The 26,401-nt window shown below is 71.8% G+C and carries 25 protein-coding genes and 5 pseudogenes; 21 read left to right on the top strand and 9 right to left on the bottom strand.

Annotated features, from left to right (window positions below):
* The first annotated feature begins 50 nt into the window (after nt 1-50).
* From WJ438_RS04955 to WJ438_RS04930, 6 genes and pseudogenes are all read left to right on the top strand, one after another.
* Nucleotides 51-377 carry a TraR/DksA family transcriptional regulator gene (locus WJ438_RS04955; protein ID WP_406724127.1) on the top strand — a complete coding sequence of 109 codons (327 nt, stop codon included), beginning with the start codon at nt 51-53 and terminating at the stop codon, nt 375-377.
* 49 nt (nt 378-426) lie between these two features.
* A complete protein-coding gene (locus WJ438_RS04950) occupies nt 427-798 on the top strand; it encodes a TraR/DksA family transcriptional regulator (protein WP_406724126.1) in 372 nt (123 codons plus the stop codon).
* Nucleotides 799-820: 22 nt separating this feature from the next.
* The gene (locus tag WJ438_RS04945) at nt 821-1,630 is read left to right on the top strand and encodes a rod shape-determining protein (protein WP_406724125.1); all 810 of its coding nucleotides are present in this window, start codon (nt 821-823) and stop codon (nt 1,628-1,630) included.
* Between the two features lie 203 nt (nt 1,631-1,833).
* A complete protein-coding gene (locus tag WJ438_RS04940; RefSeq protein WP_406724124.1) occupies nt 1,834-2,310 on the top strand; it encodes a hypothetical protein in 477 nt (158 codons plus the stop codon).
* A 301-nt stretch (nt 2,311-2,611) separates the two neighbouring features.
* Nucleotides 2,612-3,121, top strand: a complete 510-nt coding sequence (locus tag WJ438_RS04935) for a hypothetical protein (RefSeq protein WP_406724123.1) — start codon at nt 2,612-2,614, stop codon at nt 3,119-3,121.
* 145 nt (nt 3,122-3,266) lie between these two features.
* Nucleotides 3,267-4,710 (top strand): annotated as a pseudogene (locus tag WJ438_RS04930) (flotillin family protein).
* Between the two features lie 94 nt (nt 4,711-4,804).
* On the opposite strand, the pseudogene WJ438_RS04925 reads toward WJ438_RS04930, so the two are convergent.
* Nucleotides 4,805-5,381, bottom strand: a pseudogene (locus WJ438_RS04925) (sigma factor-like helix-turn-helix DNA-binding protein); the annotation flags it as partial.
* On the opposite strand from WJ438_RS04925, the gene WJ438_RS04920 reads away from it, so the two are divergent.
* From WJ438_RS04920 to WJ438_RS04905, 4 genes are all read left to right on the top strand, one after another.
* The gene (locus tag WJ438_RS04920; protein ID WP_406724122.1) at nt 5,330-5,755 is read left to right on the top strand and encodes a hypothetical protein; all 426 of its coding nucleotides are present in this window, start codon (nt 5,330-5,332) and stop codon (nt 5,753-5,755) included. The pseudogene WJ438_RS04925 and the gene WJ438_RS04920 sit on opposite strands and share 52 nt — an antisense overlap.
* Nucleotides 5,756-5,867: 112 nt before the next feature.
* On the top strand, nt 5,868-7,472 hold the full coding sequence (locus WJ438_RS04915; RefSeq protein ID WP_406724121.1) for an MDR family MFS transporter: 1,605 nt from the start codon (nt 5,868-5,870) through the stop codon (nt 7,470-7,472).
* A 171-nt stretch (nt 7,473-7,643) separates the two neighbouring features.
* Nucleotides 7,644-7,817 (top strand): hypothetical protein, encoded by a 174-nt coding sequence (locus tag WJ438_RS04910; protein WP_406724120.1) that lies wholly within the window; start codon nt 7,644-7,646, stop codon nt 7,815-7,817.
* 1 nt (nt 7,818) lies between these two features.
* Entirely contained in the window at nt 7,819-8,712 is an 894-nt protein-coding gene (locus WJ438_RS04905; RefSeq protein WP_406724119.1) for an oxygenase MpaB family protein, read from the top strand.
* A 32-nt stretch (nt 8,713-8,744) separates the two neighbouring features.
* On the opposite strand, the gene WJ438_RS04900 is transcribed toward WJ438_RS04905, so the two are convergent.
* Nucleotides 8,745-9,131 (bottom strand): hypothetical protein, encoded by a 387-nt coding sequence (locus WJ438_RS04900; RefSeq protein WP_406724118.1) that lies wholly within the window; start codon nt 9,129-9,131, stop codon nt 8,745-8,747.
* A 224-nt stretch (nt 9,132-9,355) separates the two neighbouring features.
* Between WJ438_RS04900 and WJ438_RS04895 the strand changes: the two are divergent.
* From WJ438_RS04895 to hypD, 3 genes and pseudogenes are all read left to right on the top strand, one after another.
* Nucleotides 9,356-11,018: pseudogene (locus tag WJ438_RS04895) on the top strand (hydrogenase maturation protein); the annotation flags it as partial.
* A gap of 163 nt (nt 11,019-11,181) precedes the next feature.
* Nucleotides 11,182-11,831, top strand: a pseudogene (locus tag WJ438_RS04890) (DUF5947 family protein).
* Nucleotides 11,828-13,741 (top strand): hydrogenase formation protein HypD, encoded by a 1,914-nt coding sequence (gene hypD / locus WJ438_RS04885; protein ID WP_406729590.1) that lies wholly within the window; start codon nt 11,828-11,830, stop codon nt 13,739-13,741. Before WJ438_RS04890 ends, hypD begins: the two are co-directional and overlap by 4 nt.
* A 379-nt stretch (nt 13,742-14,120) precedes the next feature.
* On the opposite strand, the gene WJ438_RS04880 is transcribed toward hypD, so the two are convergent.
* Entirely contained in the window at nt 14,121-14,858 is a 738-nt protein-coding gene (locus tag WJ438_RS04880; protein WP_406724117.1) for a nitroreductase family protein, read from the bottom strand.
* A 665-nt stretch (nt 14,859-15,523) separates the two neighbouring features.
* On the opposite strand from WJ438_RS04880, the gene WJ438_RS04875 reads away from it, so the two are divergent.
* A complete protein-coding gene (locus WJ438_RS04875) occupies nt 15,524-15,994 on the top strand; it encodes an SPW repeat protein (protein WP_406724116.1) in 471 nt (156 codons plus the stop codon).
* 183 nt (nt 15,995-16,177) lie between these two features.
* Here WJ438_RS04875 and WJ438_RS04870 read toward each other — a convergent pair whose 3' ends face one another.
* A complete protein-coding gene (locus WJ438_RS04870; RefSeq protein WP_406724115.1) occupies nt 16,178-16,369 on the bottom strand; it encodes a hypothetical protein in 192 nt (63 codons plus the stop codon).
* 196 nt (nt 16,370-16,565) lie between these two features.
* Here WJ438_RS04870 and WJ438_RS04865 point away from each other — a divergent pair, with 196 nt between their 5' ends.
* From WJ438_RS04865 to WJ438_RS04850, 4 genes are all read left to right on the top strand, one after another.
* On the top strand, nt 16,566-17,036 hold the full coding sequence (locus tag WJ438_RS04865) for a hypothetical protein (protein ID WP_406724114.1): 471 nt from the start codon (nt 16,566-16,568) through the stop codon (nt 17,034-17,036).
* On the top strand, nt 17,033-18,208 hold the full coding sequence (locus tag WJ438_RS04860; RefSeq protein WP_406724113.1) for a zinc-dependent alcohol dehydrogenase: 1,176 nt from the start codon (nt 17,033-17,035) through the stop codon (nt 18,206-18,208). Before WJ438_RS04865 ends, WJ438_RS04860 begins: the two co-directional genes overlap by 4 nt.
* Nucleotides 18,209-18,296: 88 nt before the next feature.
* A complete protein-coding gene (locus WJ438_RS04855; protein ID WP_406724112.1) occupies nt 18,297-19,220 on the top strand; it encodes a Rieske 2Fe-2S domain-containing protein in 924 nt (307 codons plus the stop codon).
* Nucleotides 19,204-19,911, top strand: coding sequence for a DUF1360 domain-containing protein (locus WJ438_RS04850; RefSeq protein WP_406724111.1), 708 nt, complete (start codon nt 19,204-19,206; stop codon nt 19,909-19,911). Before WJ438_RS04855 ends, WJ438_RS04850 begins: the two co-directional genes overlap by 17 nt.
* Here WJ438_RS04850 and WJ438_RS04845 read toward each other — a convergent pair.
* Together WJ438_RS04845 and WJ438_RS04840 are read right to left on the bottom strand one after the other, a co-directional pair.
* Nucleotides 19,896-20,444, bottom strand: coding sequence for a cytochrome ubiquinol oxidase subunit I (locus WJ438_RS04845; protein ID WP_406724110.1), 549 nt, complete (start codon nt 20,442-20,444; stop codon nt 19,896-19,898). The genes WJ438_RS04850 and WJ438_RS04845 overlap by 16 nt on opposite strands.
* A pseudogene (locus WJ438_RS04840) lies at nt 20,353-20,853 on the bottom strand (cytochrome ubiquinol oxidase subunit I); the annotation flags it as partial. The gene WJ438_RS04845 and the pseudogene WJ438_RS04840, both read right to left, overlap by 92 nt.
* Nucleotides 20,854-21,123: 270 nt before the next feature.
* Here WJ438_RS04840 and WJ438_RS04835 point away from each other — a divergent pair.
* Nucleotides 21,124-21,285, top strand: a complete 162-nt coding sequence (locus WJ438_RS04835; RefSeq protein WP_406724109.1) for a hypothetical protein — start codon at nt 21,124-21,126, stop codon at nt 21,283-21,285.
* Between the two features lie 1,027 nt (nt 21,286-22,312).
* Here the strand turns inward: WJ438_RS04835 and WJ438_RS04830 are convergent.
* The 3 genes from WJ438_RS04830 to WJ438_RS04820 form a co-directional block, all read right to left on the bottom strand.
* A complete protein-coding gene (locus WJ438_RS04830) occupies nt 22,313-22,501 on the bottom strand; it encodes a hypothetical protein (protein ID WP_406724108.1) in 189 nt (62 codons plus the stop codon).
* A gap of 179 nt (nt 22,502-22,680) precedes the next feature.
* Nucleotides 22,681-23,253 carry a hypothetical protein gene (locus WJ438_RS04825; protein WP_406729589.1) on the bottom strand — a complete coding sequence of 191 codons (573 nt, stop codon included), beginning with the start codon at nt 23,251-23,253 and terminating at the stop codon, nt 22,681-22,683.
* Between the two features lie 32 nt (nt 23,254-23,285).
* Nucleotides 23,286-24,011, bottom strand: coding sequence for a YqjF family protein (locus tag WJ438_RS04820; protein WP_406724107.1), 726 nt, complete (start codon nt 24,009-24,011; stop codon nt 23,286-23,288).
* Between the two features lie 615 nt (nt 24,012-24,626).
* On the opposite strand from WJ438_RS04820, the gene WJ438_RS04815 reads away from it, so the two are divergent.
* Nucleotides 24,627-25,058 carry an NfeD family protein gene (locus WJ438_RS04815; protein WP_406724106.1) on the top strand — a complete coding sequence of 144 codons (432 nt, stop codon included), beginning with the start codon at nt 24,627-24,629 and terminating at the stop codon, nt 25,056-25,058.
* A 4-nt stretch (nt 25,059-25,062) separates the two neighbouring features.
* The gene (locus WJ438_RS04810; protein WP_406724105.1) at nt 25,063-26,109 is read left to right on the top strand and encodes an SPFH domain-containing protein; all 1,047 of its coding nucleotides are present in this window, start codon (nt 25,063-25,065) and stop codon (nt 26,107-26,109) included.
* Nucleotides 26,110-26,401 lie beyond the last annotated feature (292 nt).

The following is a 26,401-nucleotide window of genomic DNA, read 5'->3' as shown; positions in this document are numbered from 1 at the left end:
GAAAGGGCGATGCTGGGAGATCACCTGTCTGTCAACAGAGGAGACTCTCCGTGTCGCTCGACCTGCCGCGCACCGAACCGCGTTCCGCCCACACCGCTGCCGACGAGATCCGTCAGCGCCTCGAACACGCGCGCACCACGCGGTTGGCGCAGCTCAAGGCCCTGGACGAAACAGGAGGGAGTCCCGACGACCACCTGATGTCCAACCAGAAGGATGGCATCAAGCGCGCCCTCACGGAGATCGAAGCGGCGTTCGCCCGCGTCGAGGACGGCAGCTATGGTACCTGCCTGGGCTGCTCCAAGCCCGTCCCGGCGGAACGCCTCGAGATCCTCCCGCACACCCCGTACTGCGTCACCTGCCAGAGCCGCGCCGCCTGACCCGTACTCCGTCCGTCTCCTCTCCCGCTCTGCCCAAGGGGGTGAAGTGGTGACCCACCAGACCATCGACGAGCACGACGAGGTCCTCACCTCCGAGGACCTCGCGGCGTTGCGTGCGAACCTGCGCGAGCAACTGCTGTTCCGCCAGGAGCAACTGCGGCAGTTCGCCGTCGACGCCGAGTCGGGTCCCGGCGATCCGCGCCGGCAGGAGGTCGTCGGCCAGCTCGAGGTCCACGTCAGGCTCGCCGCGTCCGCCCGGATGGTGCTCGCCGACGTCGAGGCGGCGCTCGCCCGGATGGACACCGGCGGCTACGGTCGCTGCCACCTGTGCCGCGGCCCGGTCGAACGGGACCGGCTGCTGATAGTCCCCCAGGCCCGCTACTGCGCCCGCTGCCAGCAGGTGAGGGAGGCCGCACGATGAGTACGGGCCGGAGGGCCGGGCGATGACCGTGATCCGGCGTCCGCGCAGGACGGCGGCCGCGCGGCACAGCCCGTGGCCGCTGTGCCGGCGGTGCTCCGGCATCGCGCTCGACATGGGCAGCTCCCGCACGCGCGCGTGGATCGCCGGGCGGGGCATGGTCCTCGACGTGCCCACCGTGACCTTCCCGGGCAGCGGTGCCATCCACCCCATCCAGCGCGGTGCCATCGTCGACGCCTCCGGCACCGCCCGGATGCTCGACCGGCTGCTCGGCCACCGGCTGCCCCGCTTCGGCCGCCCCCTGGTCGTCGTCACGACGCCGGTCCTGGACGGGCCCGCCTTCCGGGAAGCGGCCCGCACGGCCGTCGAAATCCTCCGCCCGCGCGCTGTACACACTGTCCCGGGCGCGCGGGCGGTTGCCCTCGCCGCGGGCGCCGACCACTCCAGCCCGCTCCTGGTGGTGGACCTCGGTGCGCACCTCACCGAGGTGGTGCTGCTCGCCGAGGGAGCCGTCACCGACGCCCGGCGCACCGCGCTGGGCGTCGGTGACCTGGGCGACTACGGCACCTCGCCCGGGGATCTCACCGACGCGGTGGTCGACATGGTGACGGCGATGCTGCGGCAGGACCGCAGCGCCACCACCCGCACCGCCCTGCGCCGGGGAATCCTCCTGTCCGGCGGAGGCGCCCTGCGCCCCGAGATCACCCACGGCCTGCCCGACCGGCTCGGCTGTCCGGTCCAGCCGGTGCCGTCGCCGCACACCGCCGCAGTCCGGGGCGCCGCCGGCCTGCTCGCCGCGGCGCACCACCACCCCCTGGCCACCGGACCCGGCTGATCCGCCACCCGCACTCCCACTCGTCCGCGCCCGAAGGAGTCACAACGTGGCGGGCACCGTTCCCCCGCGCAACCGCCCCCGGGCCCCGTCTCGGCCCGCCCGACCGCCCTCCGCTGTGGCGCCGGCGGCGCAACCCCCTGCGCCGCCACACCGACGCACTCCGGGTCTGGACCGGTCTCGGCGTACTGCTCGCCGTCCTGGCAGTGGCGCCCGTGGTCACCGCCGTCGTCTCGGAGCTCGCCCACCGCCACTACGAGGACACGGCCCGCCACCAGAACCTGACCCGGTACGAGACGACCGCGGCCCTCACCGAGGACGCCCCGCGCCATCCGGAGCCGGGATCGGACGAGGAGAAGCTGGCCCGCTACCCGGTCGAGGTCCGCTTCACCACCCACGACGGACGGACCGGCACCACCCGGGTCGAGGTGCGGCCGAACCTGCCCGCCGGCAGCCCGGTCCGCATCTGGGTGACCACCGACGGCGAGGCCACCGGGCCACCGCTGACGCGTGAGGAGATCCACAGCCGCAGCATGGGCTGGGCCCTCCTCTCCGGCACCGGCGTGGCCCTCACCGGCGCCGCCGCCCACGGCGTGACCCGTTTCGTGGTACGCCGCCGAAACCTCGCCGACTGGGACAGAGCCTGGGCCGAGACGGCTCCCCGCTGGACGGCACCCGGATGAGCAGCGAGCGGGTCGGAGCCGTGCACATGCCTGAGAAGTGGGTGAACTGCCGGAGGCGGGCAAGGGTTCCGTCCTCGGGGTTCCGTGGGGAGTCTCCTGGAAGGGCAGTTGCGGAGACGGGGGCACGTTCACCGTGTGCCACGTGGCCGGTACCGCGGCCCGAGCGGGAGCGGAACGGTGCGCTCCGGTGGAAGGCGGCATGAAGAATGCGTAAAGATTGCCGGGTTCTGGCAATGTGTTCGGATCGGGACGCGTGAGAGCATGCGCATGCGGGAGGTCATCCAGCGAGAGTGAGGCCCGAATGGAGTGGTTTGTGGGTCTCGGCGTCGCGGGACTGGTTCTGCTGCTGTTCTCACTGATCTTCGACGGACTCCTGGAAGGCGTCTTCGGCGGTGTGCTGGACGGCCTGTTCGACGGACTGCTGTCGCTGCCGGTGATCGCCGGATTCACGTCCATGCTCGGTTTCGGCGGCGCGATCGTCCTCGGCACGACGGGCCTCGGGGTCACCGGTGCGACGGTGGTCGGCGTGCTGGCGGGAGTCGCCGCGGGATGGCTGACCTGGAAGTTCAGCCGGGCCCTGATGCGGGATCAGACCGCTGCCACCCCGCGGGGCGGCGACCTCGTCGGCACCTCCGGCTCGGTGGTGACCGCCATCCCGGCCGAGGGCTACGGCGAGGTGCTGGTGTATCTCGCCGGGCAGCCGCTGAAGCTGTCCGCGAAGAGTGCCGTGCCCGTCGCGCGGGGCGCCGAGGTCTGGGTGGAGTCGGCACTGTCCGCGACCTCGGTGGCGGTCCGGCCGGTCGAGCGCTGACCGGTGCCGACCGGCACGCCTCCGCGGAACGGCACGTCACCCGCCGACGCCCGCGGTGATGCCGGCACCTCCCGCAGTACCCGTGTTCCTGTCCCATCCGAACCACATCGCCGTCCCCCGGGAAGGCTGAGGGGATTCCACACATATGAGTCCTGTACTGATCGCCGTGGTGGGAGTCGTCGTACTCCTGGTCCTGCTGGGCCTGGTGGTGGTCACCCGCTACAAGGTCGCCGGCCCCAGTGAGGCGTTCATCGTCACCGGCCGGCGCGGCAAGAAGTCCACCGACCCCGAGACCGGCCGGATCTTCACCGACAACAGCGGCCAGAAGGTCGTGGTCGGCGGCGGTGTCTTCGTCGTCCCCTTCGTCCAGCAGAAATTCACCCTCGAACTCTCCAGCCTGGCACATCCCGGTCGCCGTCCGGGGCGCGGTCACCCTGCGCGGAGTGAAGGCGAACCTGGAGGGTGTCGCCATCGTCAAGGTCGGCGGCACCGAGGACTCGATCCGCGCCGCGGCCCAGCGCTTCCTCGACCAGCAGGACGGCATCGTCGGGTTCACCCAGGAAGTGCTGTCCGGCGCGCTGCGCTCCATCGTCGGGCGCATGTCCGTCGAGGACATCATCCGTGACCGCGCCGCCTTCGCCGGACAGGTCGCGGAGGAGGCCGAGGCCAGCCTCTCCGGGCAGGGCCTCGTGCTGGACGCGTTCCAGATCCAGGACATCACCACCGAGGGTTCCTACCTCGAGGACCTGGGCCGGCCCGAGGCGGCCCGCGCCAAGCAGGAGGCCGACATCGCCGAGGCCGTCGCCCGGCGCGCCTCCGAGCAGGCCCGCCTCAAGGCGGAGGAGGAGATCGCGATCGCCCAGCGGACCTTCGCCCTGAAGCAGGCCGAGATCAAGGCCGAGACGGACGAGGCCGCCGCCCGCGCCAACGCCGCCGGCCCGCTCGCCGAGGCCGCCCGGCAGCAGGAGGTCCTGCAGGAGCAGGAGAAGGTCGCCACCCGGCAGGCCGCACTGACCGACCGTGAACTCGACACCAAGGTCCGCAAGCCCGCCGACGCCGCCCGCTACCAGGCCGAGCAGGAGGCCGAGGCCCGACGTATCGCGTCGGTCAAGGAGGCCGAGGCGGCCGCCGAGCGGGCCAGGCTCACCGGTGAGGGCGAGAAGGCCCACCGCGCGGCGCTCGCCGACGCCGTACGCATCGAGGGTGACTCCGAGGCCGCCGCGATCGCCGCGAAGGGTGCGGCGGAGGCCGACGCCATGCACAAGAAGGCCGACGCCTTCGAACGCTACGGTGACGCGGCCGTGCTCCAGATGCTGGTCGAGGTGCTGCCGGAGGTCGTCGGCAAGGCTGCCGAGCCGCTGGCCGCCGTGGACAAGCTGACCGTCATCTCCACGGACGGCGCGGGACAACTCCCGCGCACCGTGGCCGACAACGTCGCGCAGGGCATGGAACTCCTCAGCTCCACCACCGGCGTCGACCTCGGCGAACTCCTCCAGGGGATCGCCCGGCGCGGCACGCCGAAGGTACCGGCCCCCGCGGAGCACGCTCCCGTGGATGCCGCCAACGGCAAGGTCGACATCACCGACTGACACCCCCGGCCCCGACAGCGGAGCCCGACCGCCCCACGGGCGGCCGGGCTCCGTCGCGTCCGTGCGTCGGGAACCGGTGGTGTTCAGCGCAGGGTCAGGGGGTCTCGGCTTCGGCGCGGGAGAGTTTCTCCGGGTTGCGGACGTAGTAGAGGCCGGTGATGCGGGCGTCCTCGACGCGGACCGCCCTGACGCCGTCGAGCCCGCCGTCCAGGTGCACGACGAGGGCCGGGCCGCCGTTGACCATGGTGGGGCCGACGGTGATCGGGAGCTTGTTCTTGCCGAGGCCGCCGAGCATGAAGCGGGCCACCTTGCCGGCCCCGCGGACCGGCCGCGGCGCGGCCGGTTTGATGCCGCCGCCGTCGCCCGTCAGGACGACCTCCGGGGAGAGCACGTCGAGGAGTCCTTGCAGGTCCCCGCTCTCGAGCGCGCGCCGGAACGACTACCAAGGCCGCTTGGGTCTGGCGCGGGGAGGCCGCCTGGCGTGGGCGGCGGGCGTCGACGTGCCGGCGGGCGCGGTGGGCGATTTGGCGGACGGCCGCCCGGCTCTTGTCGACGGCGGCCGCGATCTCGTCGTAGCCGACGTCGAAGACCTCGCGCAGCACGAAGACGGCCCGCTCGGTTGGCGAGAGCGTCTCCAGGACGAGCATCAGCGCCATCGACAGGCTCTCGGCGGGACCTGCTGGCGCGGAGTCTCGGCGCCCACGTCGAGGACGAATTCCTACTGGCCGAGACGCTCGCGGAGCGCATCGGCGCCGGATCTCCGCTGTTCACGGGGGACCGCCCCCCTCTCGGGTCGACCGAGGGCCAACTGCGCAGGCAGGCCCTGGGGCTGTATCCGAGGCTGCTAGCCGCCGTCGGCACCACGGCCGTCCTGCTGGCCGCCGTCGGCACCACGGCCGTCCGCGTGGCCGTGGAGCACTGGTGCGTGCGACAGGACGAGGCTCCCTTCGAGGAGGTCTTCCGATCGGTGTTCGACCACGTGGCCACCGGACTCCCGGGACCGGTCGAACCCGCCGGGCCCGCCGGGCCCGCCGAAGGGGCCTGACCCTCTCCCTCCCTCCCTCCCTCACGGAACGGCTGCGCGTCGTCCCCGGCACGCGTGAGCCGTCCCTCCCCCTCTTCCCGCCCACACTCCTGACCGCTGCGAAAGAACCGAAGTGAACTCAACGCCGGCGCCCGTGGAGGCGTCACCCACCGCCATGACCCACCGGCAGATACTCCAGGCCATGTCGGGGCTGATGGCGGGCATGTTCGTCGCCATCCTGGCCGGCACCGTGGTGGCCAACGCGCTCCCGCGCATCATCGCCGACCTGGAAGCCAGTCAGTCCTCCTACACCTGGGTCATCACCGCCGAACTGCTGGCGATGACGGCGACGGTGCCCCTGTGGGGCAAGCTGTCGGATCTGTTCAACCAGAAGCTGCTGCTCCAGCTGTCCCTGTCCCTCTTCATCATCGGTTCGCTGCTCGCGGGCTTCTCGCAGGAAGTGGGACTGCTGATCTTCAGCCGCGTGGTGCAGGGCATCGGCGCGGGCGGTCTCACGGCTCTGGCGCAGGTCGTGATGGCGGCCATCATCCCGCCGCGCCGGCTCGGCAAGTACGCGGGCATCTTCGGTGCCGTCTTCGCGGTCGGCACCGTGGCCGGACCGCTCATCGGAGGTGTCCTGGTGGACACCTCCTGGCTCGGCTGGCGCTGGTGCTTCTTCATCGGGGTACCGTTCGCGCTGTTCGCCATCGCGCTGCTGCAGCGCACCCTGAAGCTGCCCACCGTCCGCCGTGAGGCGAAGATCAACTTCCTGGGCGCCTTCCTGATCGTCGCGGGTGTCTGCGCCCTGCTCATCTGGGTCTCCCTCGCGGGGACCGAGTTCGACTGGGTCTCGTGGCAGACCGCCGCCCTGACCGGCGGGGGAGTGCTGCTGCTGATCGCCGCGGTCGTCGTCGAGTCGCGTGTGCCGGAACCGATCATCCCCTTGGGCATCTTCCGCAACCGCACCGTGACGCTCACCACCGTCGCGAGTCTCCTCGTCGGTGTGGCCATGTTCGGCGGCACCGTCTTCCTCTCGCAGTACTTCCAGATCTCCCTGGGCAAGTCCCCGACGATCGCGGGTCTGATGAGCCTGCCCATGATCCTGGGCCTGCTCGTCTCCTCGACCGTCGCCGGGCAGATCATCACCAAGACCGGCCGGTGGAAGGTGTACCTGGTCGCGGGCTCCGTCATCATGACGGCGGGCCTCGGGCTGCTCTCCACCATCGACGTCGACACCCACTTCGGCCTGCTGAGCGTCTACATGGCGACCATGGGCATCGGCGTCGGCATGCTGATGCAGAACCTGGTGCTGGCCGCCCAGAACGACGTTCCCGCGACCGAACTGGGCGCCGCCACCTCGGTGTTGTCCTTCTTCCGGAGCATGGGCGGGACCATCGGCACCAGTGTGCTCGGGGCGATCCTCGCCAACCGGGTCGCCACCGAGATGACCGAGGGGCTGACGGAAGCGGGCATCCTCGCCGGGGCGAACGAGTCCGGTGAGGGCGGAGTGCCCGACATGGCCACACTGCCCGGGCCCCTGCGGGAGATCGTGGAGCACGCCTACGGGGTCGCCACCGCGGACCTCTTCCTCGTGGCCACGCCCGTCGCGGCCCTCGCCGTGATCGCCGTGGTGTTCATCAAGGAGAAGCCGCTGAAGGACACCAGCGGCATGGAACGGCTCACCGCCGAGTCCGCGGACTCGGCTGGTAGGGCGGCATCGACGGCCGGCGTCGGCTGAGGCGCGCGCCCTTCGGGGCGGTGGAGTGCGGAGGCCCTCCGGCGAAACACCCGGAGGGCCTCCGCACTCGTCACGCGCTCTCGGCGGACTCGCCCGGCGCTGGGAAGGATCTCCTCCGCGCCGTCCTTGACGGCGGTCGGCAGGACCGGCTTGGCGTCGCGGCTGGAGCCGATGGAGGATGGGAAGGAGGACACACCGTTCGCGGTGATCTCCTCGGCGTGCACCTTGAACGCGGTGCCGGACACCGCGAGGGAGGCGGCGATCGCCCTCTGGGCGGAGGGCGATGCCCCCGGCCCCCACAGCCAGGGACAGGGGGCGAGCACGACGGCCCTGGGAGCGTGGTGACATGGCCGGCGACCACGCGCACACCGGCCCGGACGCGGGCACGGGCCCCGCGCCCGGCCCGGACGTTCGCCCCGAGCCCGTCCCGTTCGCGCCGGGCTCCCTCCTCTGGGACATCGCCGGTGACGTCCGGATCCTGCTCTCCCTGCCGGCCGCCCTGGTGCTCCAGGTCGCCCACCCGGCGGTCGGCGCGGGCGTCGACGAGCACTCCGTGTTCCGCACCAACCCCTGGGGCCGGGCCGAGCGCTCACTGAACTCCCTGCAACTGTGGGTCTACGGCGGTGAGCAGGCCCTCGAGGAGGGCCGCAGGCTCCGCGAGCTGCACAGGACCATCAGCGGCACCGACACCCGCGGCCGCGCCTATCACGCACTCGCCCCCGCCTACTACGCCTGGGTGCACGCCACCGCCTACCCCGTCTTCCTGAGGGCCGCACAGTACCTGTCCCGCCCGCTCGACGAGCCGGCCGAACGCCGCCTCTACGACGAACTCCTCACCCTCGGGGCCATCCTCGGCATCAAGCAGCGTGACATGCCGCGCACCCCGGAGGAGTTCTGGCCGTACTTCGACACGATGGTGCGCGAGGAACTGGAGAAGACGGCCGTCGTGGCGGAGCTGCTCGACCCGCGGCGGCCGATCCCGCCGCCGGACGGCGCGGGAGCGCTCCTGCGCCGGCTCTGGCCGGTACTCCGCCCGCCCCTGGCGCGGTTGCACGTCTTCGTCACGACCGGCCTGCTTCCGCCCACCGTCCGTGACCGCCTCGGCCTGGCCTGGACGGCACGGGACGAGCGCGGACTGCGCCGCCTGGGCGCCGTCGTGCGCACGGTGGTCCCGCTCCTGCCCGAGCGCCTGCGCTACCTGCCCACGGCCCGTGCGGCCCGCCGCGCCGCCCGAAGGTGACCCGGTGTGGGGCGCACACCGCACGCCCGGCGTCAGCCGGGGCGGTGCTGGTCCTTGTCCTTGCCCGGGTCGACGCCGGTGAAGGCGGAGTCGTCCCTGGTGCCGCTCGGGCGCCGGGAGCGATCTCGGTGCCCGGTGTCGCGCATCCCCTTCTCCGCGGCGTCGCCGTACTCCTCGCCGCTCTTCGTGCCGCTCTCGACCACGTCCCCGGGGACGGACTCACGTTCCTGCTTGGACTTCCTGCGTCCCTTGCCGGCGGGCGGGGCGTGCTCGTCCGGGTGGAAGGAGCGCCGGGCGCTCGGGTTGTCCTGCTGGCGTGTCTCGTCAACGTCGGGGGCCCAGCCGTGCTGCTCGGTGCCCTTGTGGCGGCTCGGGCCCTCGCCGTGCGAAGGCTGCGGCGACTTCTCTTTCCTGGACATGTGCCGGCCTGCTTGTCGGTTGTCGTGTCGACCACCCTGCCGAGTGTCCGACAACACGCTCATTGTCCCCATTGGCGGCGAGCTCGCCTCCCGGCCAGGTGGAGCCGAAGTGTCACCCGTGCGAGCGATGCCCGGGGGTCATGCCACCACGGGAGGGCGCGAGGGCCGACGATCCCCGGACGGCCGCGGTACGACGGCGGCCGTGCCTCCGAGGGAGAGCCACCATGCGTATTCTGCTCGTCGCCAGTGCGTACAACAGTCTCACGCAGCGTGTCCACGCCGAGCTGTCGGAACGCCGCCACGCCGTCGTCGTGGAGGTCACACCGCACGGCGAGGACGTGCGCCGTTTGGTGCACCGGCACGATCCCGACCTGGTCGTGGCTCCCCTGCTGAAGGCCGTCGTGCCGCCGGACGTCTGGGCGGCGCGGACCTGCTTGATCGCCCACCCCGGTCCCGTGGGGGACCGTGGGCCGTCCTCACTCGACTGGGCCGTCCAGGAGGGCGCCTGCGAGTGGGGCGTCACCGTGCTGGAGGCCGTGGCCGAGATGGACGCCGGCCCCGTGTGGGCGACGACGAACTGCGCCGTGCCGGAGGTGGCGAAGAGCGACCTGTACCGGGGCGAGGTGTCCGACGCGGCGCTGGAAGCCGTCCTGCTCGCGGTCGACCGGTTCGCCTCCGGCACGTACGTCCCGGCCGCAGGACGACTTCCCCAGCCTGCCGGGTGCCAGGACCCGATCGCCGGTGCGGCAGAAGGACCGGGGCATCTCCTGGGAGACGGACTCCACCGGCACCGTCCTGCGCAAGCTGCGTGCCGCGGACTCCCAGCCGGGCGTGCGCGACGAACTTCTCGGCCGCGGATGGTTCCTGTACGGCGGCCACGCGGAGGACCGACTCCGCGGCCGCCCGGGTGAACTCCTGGCGACACGCACCGGCGCGATCTGCCGGGCCACGGCGGACGACGCGGTCTGGATCCCCGAGCTGCGGGCCCGCACCGGTCCAGGACGTCCCCGGGCCTGCAAACTGCCCGCCGCCCTCGCCCTCGCCGACCGCCTGCCCGCCCTGCCCGAAGCCCCCGCGGCACCGCAGCCACCTCCCGGAGCCCGGACCTGGCAGGACGTCCGCTACCGGGAGGAGGGTCAGGTCGGCTTCCTGGCCTTCTCCTTCCCGGGCGGCGCCATGAGCACCGACCACTGTCGACGCCTGCTGGACGCCTACCGGGCGGCCTGCTCCCGCCCCACCGGCGTCCTCGTACTGGGCGGTGGCCGGGACTTCTTCTCCAACGGCATCCACCTGAACGTCATCGAGGCGGCGGCCGACCCGGCCGCCGAATCCTGGGCCGACAACAACGCCATGGACGACCTCGTCGAGGCCGTCCTCACCACGACCGACCGGTTCGTCGTCAGCGCGATCGGCGGCAACGCGGCCGCCGGCGGGGTCATGCTCGCCCTGGCCGCGGACGAGGTCTGGTGCCGCTCCGGTTCGGTCCTCAACCCGCACTACCGGCTCATGGGCCTGTACGGCTCCGAGTACTGGATGCCCACCCTGTCCCGCCGGGTGGGCGCCGCCACGGCGGAACGGCTCACCGGCGAGACCGCGCCGCTGACAGCCTCAGCGGCGCTCGGCACGGGGCTCGTCGACCGGGTCCTTCACTGCGGCCCGCATGACTTCACCAGCGACGTCACCCGAACAGCCGCACATCTTCCGGCCCTTCCCTCCGTTCAGACGCGTCTCGCGGCCAAGAAGGCGGAAGCCGAGCACCGGGAGACCACCTCCCCTCTCGCCCGTTACCGGGAGCAGGAACTCGCGCGTACGCGGAGCATCTTCGACGATTCGGCGGCCCCCTACCACACCCTGCGCCGGCACGGGCTGCGGCTGCCCCAGCACCCAGGAGTCCGTCCGCAGGCAGCCACCGACTCGCTCGCCTGCTTCGCCCCCGAGGTGACAGCCGGCGAGATGGAGCCCGCCGGCGCCTCCCGCGAACCGGCGCTGCTCCAGATCGGCACCGCACCGCCGAACCCCGGCACGGCCGGCCGCCGTCGGCCACCGCCCCGTGAGCGCGCACGGACCGCGGCGCACCGCCGACCGCCGTGGTCTGAGCCGCTTCACCACCCCCCGGCCACCACGCGAGGAGCAGTGCGAACTGTGCGGAGCACCCCTCGCCGGCGAACGCCACCCGCACCTGTCGACACCGAGAAGCGGGCACTGGCCTGCGCGTGCGGTCCCTGCGCGCAGTCGCTGGACCGCTCCGGCGGCCCGACGGGCCGCTTCCGCGCGGTACCCGGCCGCTGCCTGAGCGACCCCGACCACCGGCTCGACGACAACGCCTGGGACCAACTGCGCATCCCGGTCGACGTCGCCTTCTTCTTCCGCAACTCCGCCCTCGACCGGCTGGTCGCGCTCTACCCGAGCCCGGCCGGAGCGACCGAGAGCGAACTGGAGCCGACCTCCTGGGAGGCCGTCCTCGCCGGCACCCGCCTCGCCGCTCTGCTCGAACCCGACGTGGAGGCCTTGCTGTTGCGCCGTCACCACGGTCGCACCGGGTGCTATCTGGTGCCGATCGACATCTGCTACGAACTGGTGGGCCGGATGCGCCTGCGCCGGCAGGGCTTCGACGGGGGAGCGGAGGCCCGGGCCGACCTCGACGCCTTCTTCACCCACGTCCGCGACCGTGCCCGCGCCCTTCAGGGGAGCCGGCGATGACCGGGTTCTCGGGGTCTTCGGGGTTCTCGGAGTTCTCCTTCAGCTGCACCGGAGTACGCGCCGACGCCTACGCGGCAGGCCCCACCCTGGTGTTCCGGCTGCGGATCACCGCGTCCGGAACGACCCGCGTCCACGCGCTCGCGCTGCGCTGCCAGATCCGCGTCGAACCCGCCCGCCGCGGCTACGACGACACCGAGGCCGCGGCACTGACCGACCTCTTCGGTGAACGCTCCCGATGGGGCAGCAGCCTCAACCCCGTGCAGTTCGCGCAGGTCTCGGTGATGGTCCCCGGATTCACCGGGGAGACCGAGACCGACCTGGTCGTGCCCTGCACGTACGACACGGACATCGCGGCGTCGCGGTACTTCCGGGCCCTGTCCGAGGGGGAGGTGCCGCTGCTGATGCTGTTCTCCGGCACCGCGTTCACCGGCGCCGGCGGCTTCCACGTGGAGCCCGTCCCCTGGGACAAGGAGATCGCCTCCCGCCCCGACGTCGTCTTCTGCTCCTTCGGCGACATGCTCCGCGTGCCCGGCACCGGCCGCGACCTGTTCCAGGTGCGCGGCACCGGCGGAGACGTCAGGGTCGTCTACTCCCCGCTCGACGCGCTGCGCATCGCCCAACAGAACCCGGACCGGCAGGTCGTCTTCTTCGGCATCGGCTTCGAGACGACCGCTCCGCCCAACGCGATGACGGTGTATCAGGCGCTCAAGCTCGGCATCCGCAACTTCAGTCTGCTGGTCTCGCACGTGCGGGTGCCTCCGGCGATCGAGGCGATCATGCAGTCGCCGAACTGCCGTGTGCAGGCGTTCCTCGCCGCCGGGCACGTGCGCAGTGTCATGGGGATGGACGAGTACCCGGAACTCGCCGAGCGCTTCCGCGTGCCCATCGTCGTCACCGGGTTCGAACCGCTCGACATCCTGGAAGGCGTCCGCCGTACCGTCCGCCAGTTGGAACACGGCGAGCACACCGTCGACAACGCCTACCCGCGCGCCGTGCGTCCGGAGGGCTCCTGCGTCTACCCGGGCGTGCAGAACCTGCTGCTCGCCGCGCGGGACGTGGGCCGGAGCATCACGGTGCCCGTCGAGACGACCGGACCGGTCGTGGCACCCGGCTTCTTCGCGCCGGCTGCCGGGACCGCGGCCTGGCGACCGCGCTTCGAGCGGTACGCCCCCGGACGCCCGCCCGTCGTGCCGTCCGCCGGAGCCTGGGGCGCGGCTTCGGCGCTGGGCAGGACGGCTCGGCTGCTCGCCGCTGCCGGTTTCCTCCCGGTCGTGCTGTGCGGCCGGAACGAACGCCTGCGGGCCCGCCTGGCCGGGGTCCCGGGCGCGCTCGTACCGGACTGGGTCACCGACATGCCCGGCCTGCTGCGTGCGGCCCGCGTCCTGGTCGACAACGCCGCCGGTCAGACCGCCGTACAGGCTCTCGCCTCCGGGTTGCCCGTGGTGGGCTATCGCCCGCTGCCCGGTCATGGAACGGAGGGCGTGCGACGGATGGCGGCGCTCGGCGTCTCGGAGATCGCTCCGGACCACCACCTTGCTGCGCGCCCTGCGGCGGTTGTCGGCGGACGGCGCGTCCCGGGACCGCCGGATCGCCCGCGGGCGGGAGCTCTTCCAGGGGGACGTGCTGGCACGGGTGGCCGCACTCGCCGACATGTCCCACGTGTGATCCGCCGAAACAGCCGGGAAGAGGCGCCGACGCCTTGCACGACGTGCCGTACGCCCGGCGCGCGCACGGTGGCCCGGCCCGCCGGAGTCGGCGGGGCTGCGGCAAGGCTGCAGAAGGACGTGCGGGGCCAGTGTGAGCACGGCTCCCCATGCGATGCGCCTGCGCGAGCGAGCCATGCGCTGCCCGCCTTCCTGACGAGTGGGCCGTCCCCGCATGAGGGGGGTCACGCGGACCCGTGGGTTTGAGACCCACGGGTCCGCAGACGGTGAGCGGGGGAGTGGTGACGAGCACCGGCGCCAGGCGCGGAGCCAGGTAGGCGAGCGAGGCTTCCTGGTCGTGCCCGGTGGGCTCGTCGAGAGAACGCGGACGGCATTCGTGCACCGCCCGCAGTGCGGCCGGCACGCGGTCCTGCCCGATCCCGGTGTGCTCGGCGATCTGTTCCGAGATGGCCGAACAGCCGCCGAGCCGCTGTTCGAACTGCTCGACGGTCTGGAAGATCTGGCTGCTCGCCTCCCGGAGGGGACGGGGCAGCGGACCGTCAACCGGGCGGCCGGGGCGCGACCGTGTTCCCGGGCGGGGGCGGCCTCCCCCGCCCGGGGCTCGGTGGCGGCCGGCGGTCGTGGCCTACCAGCGGTTGCGGTGCACGACCTCTGCGACCGGGCGGCGGCTCACCGGACCGAACCTGCCGCGCGGCCACCCCACCGGGATGGCCGCGAAGGTGTGCATGTCCTCGGGAATGCCGAGGGCCGCCTTCCACTCGTCCTCCAGCATCAGGTGCCAGATGGTGAGGTTGGCGGCCAGGCCCAGGCCCCGCGCGGCGAGCAGCAGGTTCTGCACGCCCGGGTAGACGCAGGAGCCCTCCGCGAGGGCGGCGAAGCGTTCCTGGATCCCCGCCATGCGCGCCGTCGCGTCGGCGCCGAGCGCCTCGGCGTAGCGCCGCAGGCCCTCCTCCTCGATCCTCGGCTCCGGGAACCGGTAGCAGGGGATGATCAGCGCCGGGGTCTCGGCGAAGTGGTCGCGCTGGTACTCGATGGCGGCGACCATGCGTCCGTACGCGGCCTCGTCCATGCCGGCGGGGGCGTACTTGCCGGTCGTGGCCAGGTAGGCGTCCACGCACCGCTTCCACAGCGGGGCGAGGTCGGCCATGACCGCGGGGTCGGTGACGACGACGTACTCGTAGCGCTGCATGTTGCCGCCGCTGGGGCCCCAGACGGCCGCCTGTATCAGCCGGTCCAGGAGTTCGTCGGGCACCGGGTCGGGCTGGAGGCGCCGCATGGCCCGCACGGTGGACATGGTCGCGAAGAGAGCCGGTTCGGCGGCGTCGCCGGCCGGTGCCTCGGGCGGGGTGGCTTGAGTGTTCATGATCGTGAGTGTAGGGACGGCGCGTCCCGCCCGGACCACCCGGTCACGTTTGCGTCGTCGTGCAAGGAAGAGGCATCTACCCGAATTCTGTTGCCTCCTGATGCGCCGTCACGATGGACGCGACCCCGAATCGGTACTGGCGCCGCAACCGCCCAACGTCCTGACCTTCGAGCCGGACAAGGCGTACCTGGGTGAGCTCCTGGACACCCAGAGCGGCCTCACGACGCTGGGAGCGGGATACGTGCGTGACGCACACGAGCGGTCCGAGCAGATGCAGGAGCAGGTCCGCGGTGGCGAGGAGCCGCCGAGCGAGCGGGTCATGGCCGACCACGACGCCGTGTCCGGACGCGAGTTCCGCCAGGAAACCGAGGGGGCACCCCCTCTACGAGTTCACCCACATCCGGCGCGGTGCGGACGCCGGCCGGCTCGCCACCATGGCCGAGGGCCTCAAGGCGGCCGAGGCCATGGCGCCCGCCCGTCGCGGCCCTCATGGACCGCACCATGGACGCCGTACGCAAGGCGCTGAGGGGAGCGACGGCTGACGGTCCGCGTGCCTGGTCGGCTGCGAGCGGCCGGCAGGACGGTCGCCACTCGACCGGCCGGTTTGGTTCGCGGTCGTGCGGTGGGTACCCGGTCGTCGTGGACCCCTGAACCAGGAGGCGATCATGACCGACCGGACCCACACCACCATGGAGTCGCACCCGGACATCCTGGAGATGCGTGAGCGTCACACCCGGGCCGAGCGGGCCGTGACGACCCAGCAAGGGCAGGCCGTCGAGGCGCTGGCCCTCGTCACCGGCCTGTATCTGGCCGCGTCTCCCTGGATCGCGGGCTTCAACGGCTTCACCACCCTGGCCGTGAACAACCTCATCACCGGCATCGCCTACGCCATGCTCCTGAGCGGATTCGGCCACGCATACGAGCGCACCCACGCCCGCGCGTGGGCTGCCGCCGTGCTCGGCGTCTGGACCATCATCGCGCCGTGGGTGGTGGCCGGAAACGTGGACACCACGCGCACGGTGGTCAACAACGTCATCGTCGGCGCCGTCGCCCTGCTGCTCGCGCTGGCGGCCAGCATGGCGGCGGGCAACACCGACCGGGGCGGTCGCGGCCGCTCCGCGCGGATGGCTCGCTGACGAGCACTGTGAGCCGGCCAGGCTGAAGGCGACGGCGACCGCGTGACCCGCGGTCGCCGTCACCTCACGTGTGTTCCCACGAGCCGCGCTTGGAGCTGATCGCCTCGATCAGCCCCTTCTCGCGCATCTCGGAGACACCGCCGGAGCCCTTCTCGCGGGCCATGTCGCGCAGCTCGTCCACGTTCAGCTCGCGGAGCTGCTCCTCGGGCGCGCCGGTTTCCCCGGCTGCCTGCGTTCCACCGCCATGGCCGCACCGGCGGGGGTGGTCGCGCCGGAGGGTGGAGTGGGGGAGCTCTCGCCCGCCTCGCCCGGAAGCCTGGGCGGCATTCCCGTCTCGGCGGGATAGGCGTCGATCAGCTTCTCGACCGACGACATGGCGTCCTCCGTTCGAGGTGCATTACCTCCAGAGGCCGTGCTTCCTGCCGAGCCGGACACCCGCCACCGGAGGCACACCGCGCCCTCGCGGTCCGTCGACGGCGGGGAGATGACCCAGCGGAGGCGGGGTACTCGGCGCGCGCAGGCGGTCGTTCGCGCGCCCGCCCACCCCCGCTTCGCCGAAAGGTGACCGACGATGACTTCGAGGAAAATGCTCTGGACGGCAGCCGCGGGCGTCACCGCCGTCACCGCCCTCACCCTGCGACGGTTGCAGACGGGCCGGTCCTCGGCGACCGCCGAGGACCGATGGCTGTCGGTGACGATCAACCGCGGACCGGGCGACATCGAGCCCGAGAAGCTGCCCTCCCCGCTGCGGGAATACGGGGACCGGATCGAGACGCGGATCCGCCCTGCGCCCGGTGACCGGGGCACGGAACTGGCCGTACGCCTGAGGGACCCGCAGCCGGAGGTCACGCACTCGCTGCCCGCCCGGCTCACGGGCCACGACCCGCGCCAGGATCTGCGCCGTGCCCTGCGCGAGGCCAAGGCGATGCTGGAGACGGGAGAGGTCATGCAACCCGACACACCGCCCACGACACACGACACGCCCGGCGGGAAACTCGTCGGGCTGCTGAGCCGACGCGCGGGCGGGGAGGGAGTGCTGTGAAGGCGCTGTGCTGGGAAGGCGTGAACAAGCTCGCCGTCGAGGACGTGCCCGACCCGGTCCTGCGCAACGATCAGGACGTGATCGTACGACTGATCGCGGGCACCACCTGCGGATCCGATCTCCATCTCATCGGCGGTTACATTCCCTTCATGCGGTCCGGGGACGTCATCGGCCACGAGTTCCTGGGGGAGGTCGTCGAGGTCGGTGGTGGAGTGCGCCGACACGCGGTGGGCGACCGGGTGGTGGTCTCCTCGTTCGTCGGGTGCGGCCGCTGCTGGTACTGCACACATGACCTGTGGTCCCTGTGCGACAACACCAACACCAACCCGGGCATCGGCCAGGCCCTGTTCGGGGCGGACCCCGGGGGCATCTTCGGCTACTCGCACGCCATGGGCGGACTGCGGGGCAGCCACGCCGAGTACGTGCGTGTCCCCTTCGCCGACTACGGGGCCTTTCCCGTGCCGGAGGGCATCGACGACACGAGCGCCCTGTTCGTGTCGGACTCCGTGCCGACAGGGTGGATGGGAGCCGATCTCGCCGGCGTGAAGCCGGGCGACGTCGTCGCCGTCTGGGGCTGCGGGGCCGTCGGCCAGATGGCGGCGCGCGCCGCGATCCTGCTCGGCGCGGAACGCGTGATCTCCATCGACCGCCTCCCGGAACGGCTGGAGATGACCGAGCGGCACATCGGCAGCGAGGCGATCGACTACACGGCCACCGACGTCGGGGCGGAACTGCGCGAACGCACCGGCGGCCGGGGCCCGGACGTGTGCATCGAGGCGGTCGGCATGGAGGCGCACAGCGACACCCTGGTGCACGCCTACGACCAGGTGAAGCAGCAACTGCGGCTGCAGACGGACCGCCCCACCGCCGTCCGGCAGGCCATCCACGCCTGCCGCAAGGGCGGCACCGTCTTCGTCCTGGGCGTGTTCGCCGGCGCCGTCGACAAGTTCCCGCTCGGCGCGATCATCAACAAGGGCCTGACCGTGCGGGGTGCCCAGCAGCACGGCCAGCGCTACATTCCGATGCTGCTCGACCGGGTGGCGGCCGGGGAGCTGAGCACCTCCCACCTGGCGACCCACACCGTACCCCTGGACGAGGCGCCACGGGCCTACGAGATGTTCAAGGAGAAGGAGGACGGCTGCGTGCGCGCCGTCATCCGGCCGCCGGACTGAACCGAGAGGGCGCCGAGGCCGCCCGCGTTTGTCGTGTGCACAGGTGGGGGACTCGGCGTCCATGACTGCAACGCCACGTCACCGCAGGATGCGACAGAACCGAGTGCTGTGGTTCCTGGACCGCCTGGAACGGGCGCCCTGGGCGGACCCGGTGATCGACGCTCTCCGGGCGGGGGTACGGTCCCTGCCGCTGGGGCGCGGCCGGGACGCGCTGCACGGCAGGTGGCTGGGGCACCCGGTCCATCCGCTGATGGTGCAGGTGCCGATCGGGAGCTGGCTGTCCGCGGCCGTGCTGGACACACGGCCCGGCCGCTCCCGTGAAGCGGGACTGCTCGTCGGTGTCGGCCTGGCCGCGGCCGCGCCCTCCGCGCTGGCGGGCGCCGTCGACTGGGCGGAGCTGCACCGCGAGCAGGCGCGTGTGGGGCTGGTGCACGCCATGGCGAACTGGGCGGCGGTGGGCTTGTACGCGACCTCGCTCACCTGCCGCCTCAAGGGGCGTACGGGTGCCGGCCGGGCGTACGGCTTCCTGGGACTGACGGCGGTGGGGCTCGGCGGCATGCTGGGCGGCCACCTGGCCTACCACCAGGCGTCCGGCGCCAACCATGCGGAAGAGGTCCCGCACGTCGTCCGGGAGGGCTGGCACCGGATCGGCGCTGTGGCCGAGTTTCCGGCCGGGCGGCCCGTGCGGCGCGTCGTGGACGATGTGCCGGTCCTGGTGGTCCGTGAATCCGGCGGGGTGATCCACGCACTGGCCGAGCGGTGCAGCCATCTCGCCGGTCCGCTGTCCGAGGGCGCGGTCGCCGACGGATGTGTCCGGTGCCCGTGGCACGGCAGCGTCTTCCGGCTCTCGGACGGCTGGAACGTCCGCGGTCCGGCCACCGCACCGCAGCCCGCTTTCGACACCCGGATCCTCGACGGGCATGTCGAGGTGCGTCTGCGCCGAGCCGACCGGGAAGCGGACGGCGAGTGGAGCGGGAGTGGAGTGGAAAGGGTCCATGGGTACGCCGACTGACAGCCGCTTGGCACAACGGTTCAACGGGCTTCTGCGGCGCACCCGACGGGACTGTTCGGCGGAGCAGGAGCGGCCCCTGGGCGGCTGTCTCGCGGCCATGGCGGGATTCGCGGCGTACACGGCGGCCTGGGCCACGGCGGTACGGCTTCGCCGGCGCCCGCTGCCCGACCGGCCCGAGCCGTGGGACGTGGTCCTGACCTCGGTGGCCACGTTCCGGCTCAGCCGACTGCTGAGCAAGGCATCGGTGATCAGTCCGCTGCGGGCCCCCTTCACACGGCACGTAGGCTCGCAGGGCCCGGCCGAACTGCTCGAGGAAGCGCAGTCCGAGGCAGAGGGGGAAACCGTGGGCGAGCTGGTCACCTGCCCCTTCTGCATGAGCGTCTGGGTGGCCTCGACCCTGACCGCCGGCCAACTGCTCTGGCCCGCGCCCGTCGTCCAGGATCTCGAGGTCGGCCGTGCACGTCAGGCCGTGCGGATGCAGTGCCGGGGCTCCGCGCAGCCGAGCCAGCAGACGGAAGCCGGCTTCGGCGTGATGACCGGCCATGCCGCGGGCCGCTTCTCCTGCCCCGCCGCCGAAATCGGCGCCGCCGAACAGCACGTACGCGGTCAGGCCGAGCCACAGCAGGGCCGGCATGATCTCCGGCAGTGGCATGGTCGGTGTTCACCCACCTTCGGTCAGACGACCTTGTAGTCGGTCACGTCGCGCTCTCGGGGAGCGATGGGCATCGGCTGGTCCCGCGCCAGGCGCCGCAGCACATGGGCAGTGGCGATGGTCAGTACCAGGTAGACGAGGCTGACGAGGACGAATCCGTACACCAGTCTCGGTGCCGGGTTGACCGCTTCGGCGGTACGCATGACGCGGTGGACGATCCAGGGTTGGCGCCCCACCTCGGTCACGACCCAGCCGGCTTCCAGGGCGAGGACCGCGGCCAGTCCCGACAGGGCGGAAGCGCGCAGGAACCAGGGTGTCCCTGGGAGTCGCTTGTGGCGCCGCCACGTCCAGCCGAGCCAGGCGGCAGGGCAAGCCGGGCGAAGCCGCAGCCGACCATGATCTGGAAGGCCCAGTGGACGACGCTGACGGGCGGTCGGCGGGCGGGACCTCGTTGAGCCCGGTGACCTCCGCGTCCGGGTCGAAGTGGGCCGGCAACGACAGACCGTGCGGGATTTCCACGCCGTAGCGCATCCCGCCGTCGACGGCGACGCCGCCGATATGGAGCGGGACACCCCGTGCGGTGTTGAAGACGCCTTCCACGGCGGCGAGTTTGACCGGCTGGTTGGCGGCCACGAAGTGCGCCGCCCAGTCGCCCACACCGATCTGCACCGGCGTGACCAGGGCGGCAATGGTGAAGGGCACCAGAAAGTCCAGGCGGTGGTAGCGGTCGCGGCGACCGCGCAGCATGGCGACGGCGCGCACACCGGCCATGAGGAATCCCGCCGCCATGAACGCCGCGAGGATCATGTGCACGGTCTGCGGCGGAGTGGCCGGGTTGAACATGGCCTCCCACGGGTCGACGGCGACCACCCGGCCGTTCTCGACCTCGAAGCCGATCGGCTGCTGCATCCAGGCGTTCGCCGTGACGACGAAGAAGGCACTGGCCACACCGGCGATCACGACGGGGATCGCGCAGAGCATGTGCCGCACGGGCGGCAGCCGGTCCCACGCGTAGGGACCAGTGGGCGAAGGCGGGGAGCGAACGCACGGACACCGACGCGCGCTACAAGGCCGGTGATGTCCAAGCGCTTGAGGACATGGCCGCTTTTCTGAGGCAGACCTACTGCCTGCCCGAGGGCGGCCACCCTTTGTGAAACCCGTCCGCCCCCGGTTTCGGGTTCTCGATCCGCCGTTTCCTTTCTCGGCACATGGGAAGCCGAGAGACCCGTTCAAAGGCGTAAAGGAGGGACCATGAGCAGTCCTGAAGCCGAACGCGAGCTGGATTCCCCCTTGGAGCAGGAGACCGGTGAACGGGACGTCCATCCGGAGGAGGAGGGACGTCCGAAGCCAGACCTGTCCGGCGGCAGCGAGGCCGCGGACACGCAGGAGGCGTCCGACGAGAACACCGGATGACCCCGGCATGAGCGTCAACGGCGGCGTCGGTTGTGGATACGGTCTCTGTCGGACCAGACGCAAGGACCGTTCCACGGCCGACCCGCCTCGGGAGCACAAAGAGTAGTCATGTCCGATCGGTCGGCGGACGGTTCCCGCGGGCCCACCCGGCATGCGCAGCGATCTCGGGGGCGCCCCTCGCGCCGAGCCGGGCCGGCCTCAGGACACCACGGAGTCGCAGGAGGCCGCACCGTCGCAGAACACGCCCGAGACCGGAGAAGCGGCGGAAGAGGTCATGCGGTCGACGACGACATCGTCGCCCAAGCGTTCACCACACAGGGCGCCGACGATGGTGCCCCTCGCCCCGCGGCGTGGAGGCAGGCAGCTCCGTGGTGACGGCCCGGCCCGGCCGCCGACCGCCCCGTCGACGAGGTCTCCGCCGACGGAAGGGACCGCGAGTGGGTGCGGCGAGGCCACCGCCGCCGGGTGCGGGGGTGAGCCTCCCACGGACCGGTCAGCTGGTTCCGTGCGTCTGCGGCCGTATCTCCAGCAAAGTCACCTACCTGCCACAGCGCTTCGCCCCACGCCTGGTGCGGTGCTCGTCGGGCGCCGACAGAGCCTCGCGGACCTGCCCCGCACCCACCTGCCGGTCGACGCTGCCGTCCCTCTCGTGCTGTGGCGCCGCGCACTCCCTGCCCACCCGGCTCACGGCCACGACCCGCGCGTGGATCTGCGCCCCGCCCCGCGCGAGGGAAGGAGGTGCTGGAGGCGGGCCATGTCGCGCCCCGACGTGCCGCCCGGCACGCATGATCCCCTGTCACGAGAGGCGGACGGTGGCCGCGTACCGCCCGGGCGTGTTCAGCCACGTCCCCCAGGGCTCACCGTGCACGTCAGCACCCTGCGGGCGCAGCACGGGACTACGCGCGGCGGCCGGCCGACGAAACCGGCTTCGATCGGTGCGACTGGGGCGACCGGCCATGATCTCGGCAGCTTCCGTCGCCGCTGCCCTTCGGCAGTCGGGGCGTCAGCAGGAGCGCTGCGGCAGCGCTCACGGACCGGACAAGCCGCTCTCCTCCTCCTCGCTCCCCTCCGTGTCCTCGTCCTCCGTGTCCTCGCCCTCCGCCTGGGAAGGGGTTGTCCGGGGCGCATCACGACGCTCGGGAGTCTCTGCCGCGTTGTCCGGCGTGACCTCCTGCTGTCGCTCGCCCTCCGCCTGGGACGGGGTCTGCTCATACATGATCGGCCTTCTTGTCGGTGGTTCGGGTATGCGGCGCTCGTGCCGTACTGGGGTGCCCTGACGGCCCTTGGGCGAGAGGTGTTCCCGGAGCTGGTGGCCGTGCCCACCAGCTCCGGAACTCTCGTGCTGCCCATGGACCTCCTCCGTAGGATCGGCCGAGTACCCCTGGCCGGGTGTCCTCACTCCGGGCCGAGTTCCACCGTCGTCGTGACCCGGGTGACGGTGGGCTTCCGCGGAACCGAACCGAACCCGAAGCGAACGGGTGGTTCGACCCGTGCCATGGCGCCGAGGTCCTCGCCCTCGAAGAGCGCCGACAGCGCGGCGATCGGCCGCAGGTCATGAGCTCCGTACCACTCGCGGCGGCCCCCGCCGGCACTGCCACGGGTCCGCACACCGGGCAGCAGCACACGGGTCGGCCAGTCCGTCAGCGCGCTCCACGCCGGGCGGCGGGCGAGCGCGCCTGGAACGGCGCACAGCAGGAACCCGAGAAGCCCTCGCCGGCCGGTGGAGAAGCGCAGGCCGAATGTCCCGGCCGCGACGGTCCAGGTACTGTCCGCGACGCTTACGCCGACCGGTACGACGCGTACGGTGTCGAAGGTGTAGGTGCCGCTGACGAAGCTCGCCGTCTCCTGCGTGGGGGCCAGCAGCAGCCTGCCCCCATCGGCCCGTTCGAGCATCACATCGCTGAAGGGTCCGAAGGGCGACCGCAGCCAGTGTCCGAGCACGATGCGCGTCCCGGAAGAGGTTCCCATGCCCGCGATCCAGCCGTCGAAGCGCAGCCGGGTCACGAAAGGCCCGGTTCCGGGGCACAGGGCCTGGAGGGCCCCAGCCGTACGTGCCTGACCCCTTCCGAGAAGTGCACCAGGGGCTCGCCGAGGGGGGCGGGAAGGCCGGCCGCCGTGGTCAGCGTCTCCTCCAGCACGTCGACGGCGGCTGTGTCCAGCGGCCATGGTTCATGCTCGACGGGCGTCTCCCAGAGCCTGCCGAGCCGACGTGTGTACGCCCGCCAGCGCGAGGTCAGCCATACGTCCCGTTCCGCCGGTTCGACCGGTTCGCCGGGGCGGACGACCAGGCGGTAGGAGGGCCCACCGGCCCCTCGCGAACCGGCGTAGGAGACGGTGTCCCCACTCGCGGTGACGGTGAGGGTGCCCGGGTGGTAGGGCGCGCCGATGGCACGGGCCGCCAGCAGCAGGGGGCAGGCGACCTCGAGGGACAGGAACCACAGGCCGTCCCGCCCGTCCCGGCGCCGGACGTAGGTCCGCAGGTTGGTCTCCGCGAATGTAGGGAGTCCGGGCACCGCGGCGGGTACGCCGGGAGGGCGCACGTCCGCCATGACGAAGGGCGTGAGACCCACCCAGGCAGCGCCCTCGTACTCGTCCACGACCAGCTCCTCGGGAAGCAGCGCCTGCACCGTCTCCGGAGGGAAGGACCAGTGCACGAACGTCTGCGTCAGCCACCCGGCCCGCAACGCCGGCACCCGCACCCGCTGCTCCGCTCCGTACGCCACCACAGGCGGCGGGTCCCCCGCGAGAATTCACGGAAACGTGCGGGGCGGCCGTACTGCGGCACGGGGCGCCGCGGTCCTGGGCGTGCCGCTGAGCGCTGCTCCTCGACGGCGTCCGCGCTCGCCCTCAGGGCGGTGCGGGCCGCCTCGATGACGGCCCTCACGGACACACCACATCTTCACCGGTGTCCTGGCGCGTGGGGGGCTGTCGGCCTTCACCGGACGACCGCTGTCGGCATGACCGGGGGTGGTTCGCCACCGCTCCGTGGAGCTGTCCTGGTGCTCATCTGCGAGGCCGCCGCCCTTCCACGACCGCCCTCCCGTGTTGTCGTGCCGTCTCTGGCTCCGCGCCACCGCTCACTCCGTGCACCCGGCCGGGGCGGCGGCCCGTCCGGGCAGGAGCCAGCAGATCGCTGCACCCGCAGAGAAGGATTCCCTCCTCCTGGAACGGGTAAAATTACGTAAAAGGACCATCTATTGATCTATGGGTATCTTCCCGAAGTTGTGTTCGCTTAGGGTGCATATCCATTTCTCGTGGGTACGCGAGCGGTTCCCTGCTCGGCGGCCAGAGGGTGGTGTTCCAGCCCTCTCCGTACCCGCACTGGTCAGAAGAGGCGCGCAATGGATCCATGGCTGATCTGGTTGATCACTGCAGCTGTGCTGGCTGTGGCGGAGATCCTTACGCTCACCCTGGCGCTCGGAATGCTGGGTGCGTCCGCGTTGGTCACGGCGGGGTTCGCCGCGGTCGGGCTGCCGCTGCCCTTCCAATTCCTGCTGTTCACCCTCGTCGCCACGGTCAGCGTGCTGTTCGTGCGCCCCATTGCGCTGCGCCACGTGCTCCAGCCCCGAGGAGAACGATTCGGCGTGGACGCATTGGTGGGCAGGGCCGCCTATGTCGTCTCGGAGGTGACGGGGCTGGGCGGCAGGGTCCGTATCGACGGCGAGGAATGGACGGCCCGCGCCTACGACGAGACGCTGGTGATTCCTGCCGGAAAGACCGTCGACGTCATCGAGATCAGCGGCGCCACCGCACTCGTCTACCCTCGGGACTGAAACCATGGAAACCTCGGCGTTCCTCATTGCCGGCCTGATCGTCGCGCTGATCGCGGTTTTCACCGTGGTGCGGGCGGTCCGCATCGTGCCCCAGGCGCGCGCTCGTAACGTCGAGCGACTCGGCCGCTACCACCGGACCCTGACCCCCGGCCTCAACCTCGTCATCCCTTACATCGACCGCGTTCACCCGGTGATCGATCTGCGGGAGCAGGTCGTCTCCTTCAAACCGCAGCCGGTCATCACCGAGGACAATCTGGTCGTCGAGATCGACACCGTCCTGTACTTCCAGGTCACCGACCCACGCGCGGCGTTCTACGAGATCGCGAATTTCCTTCAGGCGGTCGAACAGCTCACCGTCACCACCCTGCGCAACGTCGTGGGATCCATGGACCTGGAAAAGACGCTCACCTCACGCGACACCATCAACAGCCAGCTCCGTGGCGTGCTGGACGAGGCCACCGGCAAGTGGGGGCTGAGGGTCAACCGGGTGGAGATCAAGGCCATCGACCCCCCGCAGTCCATCAAGGACGCGATGCAGAAGCAGATGCGAGCCGAGCGGGACAAGCGGGCCGCGATCCTCGGCGCCGAGGGGCAACGCCAGTCGCAGATCCTCACCGCCGAAGGCGACAAGCAGGCCGCCGTCCTGCGCGCGGAGGGCAACCGGACCGCTGCGATCCTCCAGGCCGAGGGCCAGTCCCGGGCCGTCGACGAGGTGTTCCAGGCCGTGCATCGCAACGACCCCGACCCCAAGCTGCTCGCCTACCAGTACCTCCAGATGCTGCCGCAACTCGCGCAAGGCTCCGGCAGCACCTTCTGGGTGATACCCAGCGAGGTCACCTCCGCACTCCAGGGGGTGTCCCGCGCCTTCAGCGAGGCGCTGCCGCAGTCGCCGGCCACCCGCGAGAAGCCCTCGGACGACATGGCCGCCCAGGCCGCCAACGACACGGCTCAGGCCGCAGAAGCCGCTGCCGCAGCCCTCGCCGACGCAGCCAAGGCCGACGGCGTCACCTCTGGCGCCGTTTCGGCCCGCTCCCTCGCTGACGGCGACTGACAACAACCACCGGCTCGTCCCGAAGAGCGGTCCCGCGCCTCTCGTACTCCTGCCGCGGCCGGGCCTGGCGCAGAGCGCCTGGGCTTCGCGCTGACGGAGTCCGCCCGGACCCACGGTGTCCACAGGCCCGGGTCACTGCCGCAAGGGCGTCCGCGGACGCGGTGGGGGCGGCCAGGCGTGCGCGCAGGACCTGCGCCTTCTGCTGGCCACCGCGGTCCGGCGTCACTCCCTGGGCCAGAGGGAGGACTGCCACGGAGAGCAAGGTGTGCGTGAACCGGGTGGCGGCACGTTC

Source organism: Streptomyces sp. GD-15H (assembly GCF_045291515.1).
Classification (GTDB): Bacteria; Actinomycetota; Actinomycetes; order Streptomycetales; family Streptomycetaceae; genus Streptomyces.
The sequence above is the reverse complement of the archived record's forward strand: the minus strand, read 5'-3'. Positions and strand labels throughout refer to the sequence as shown.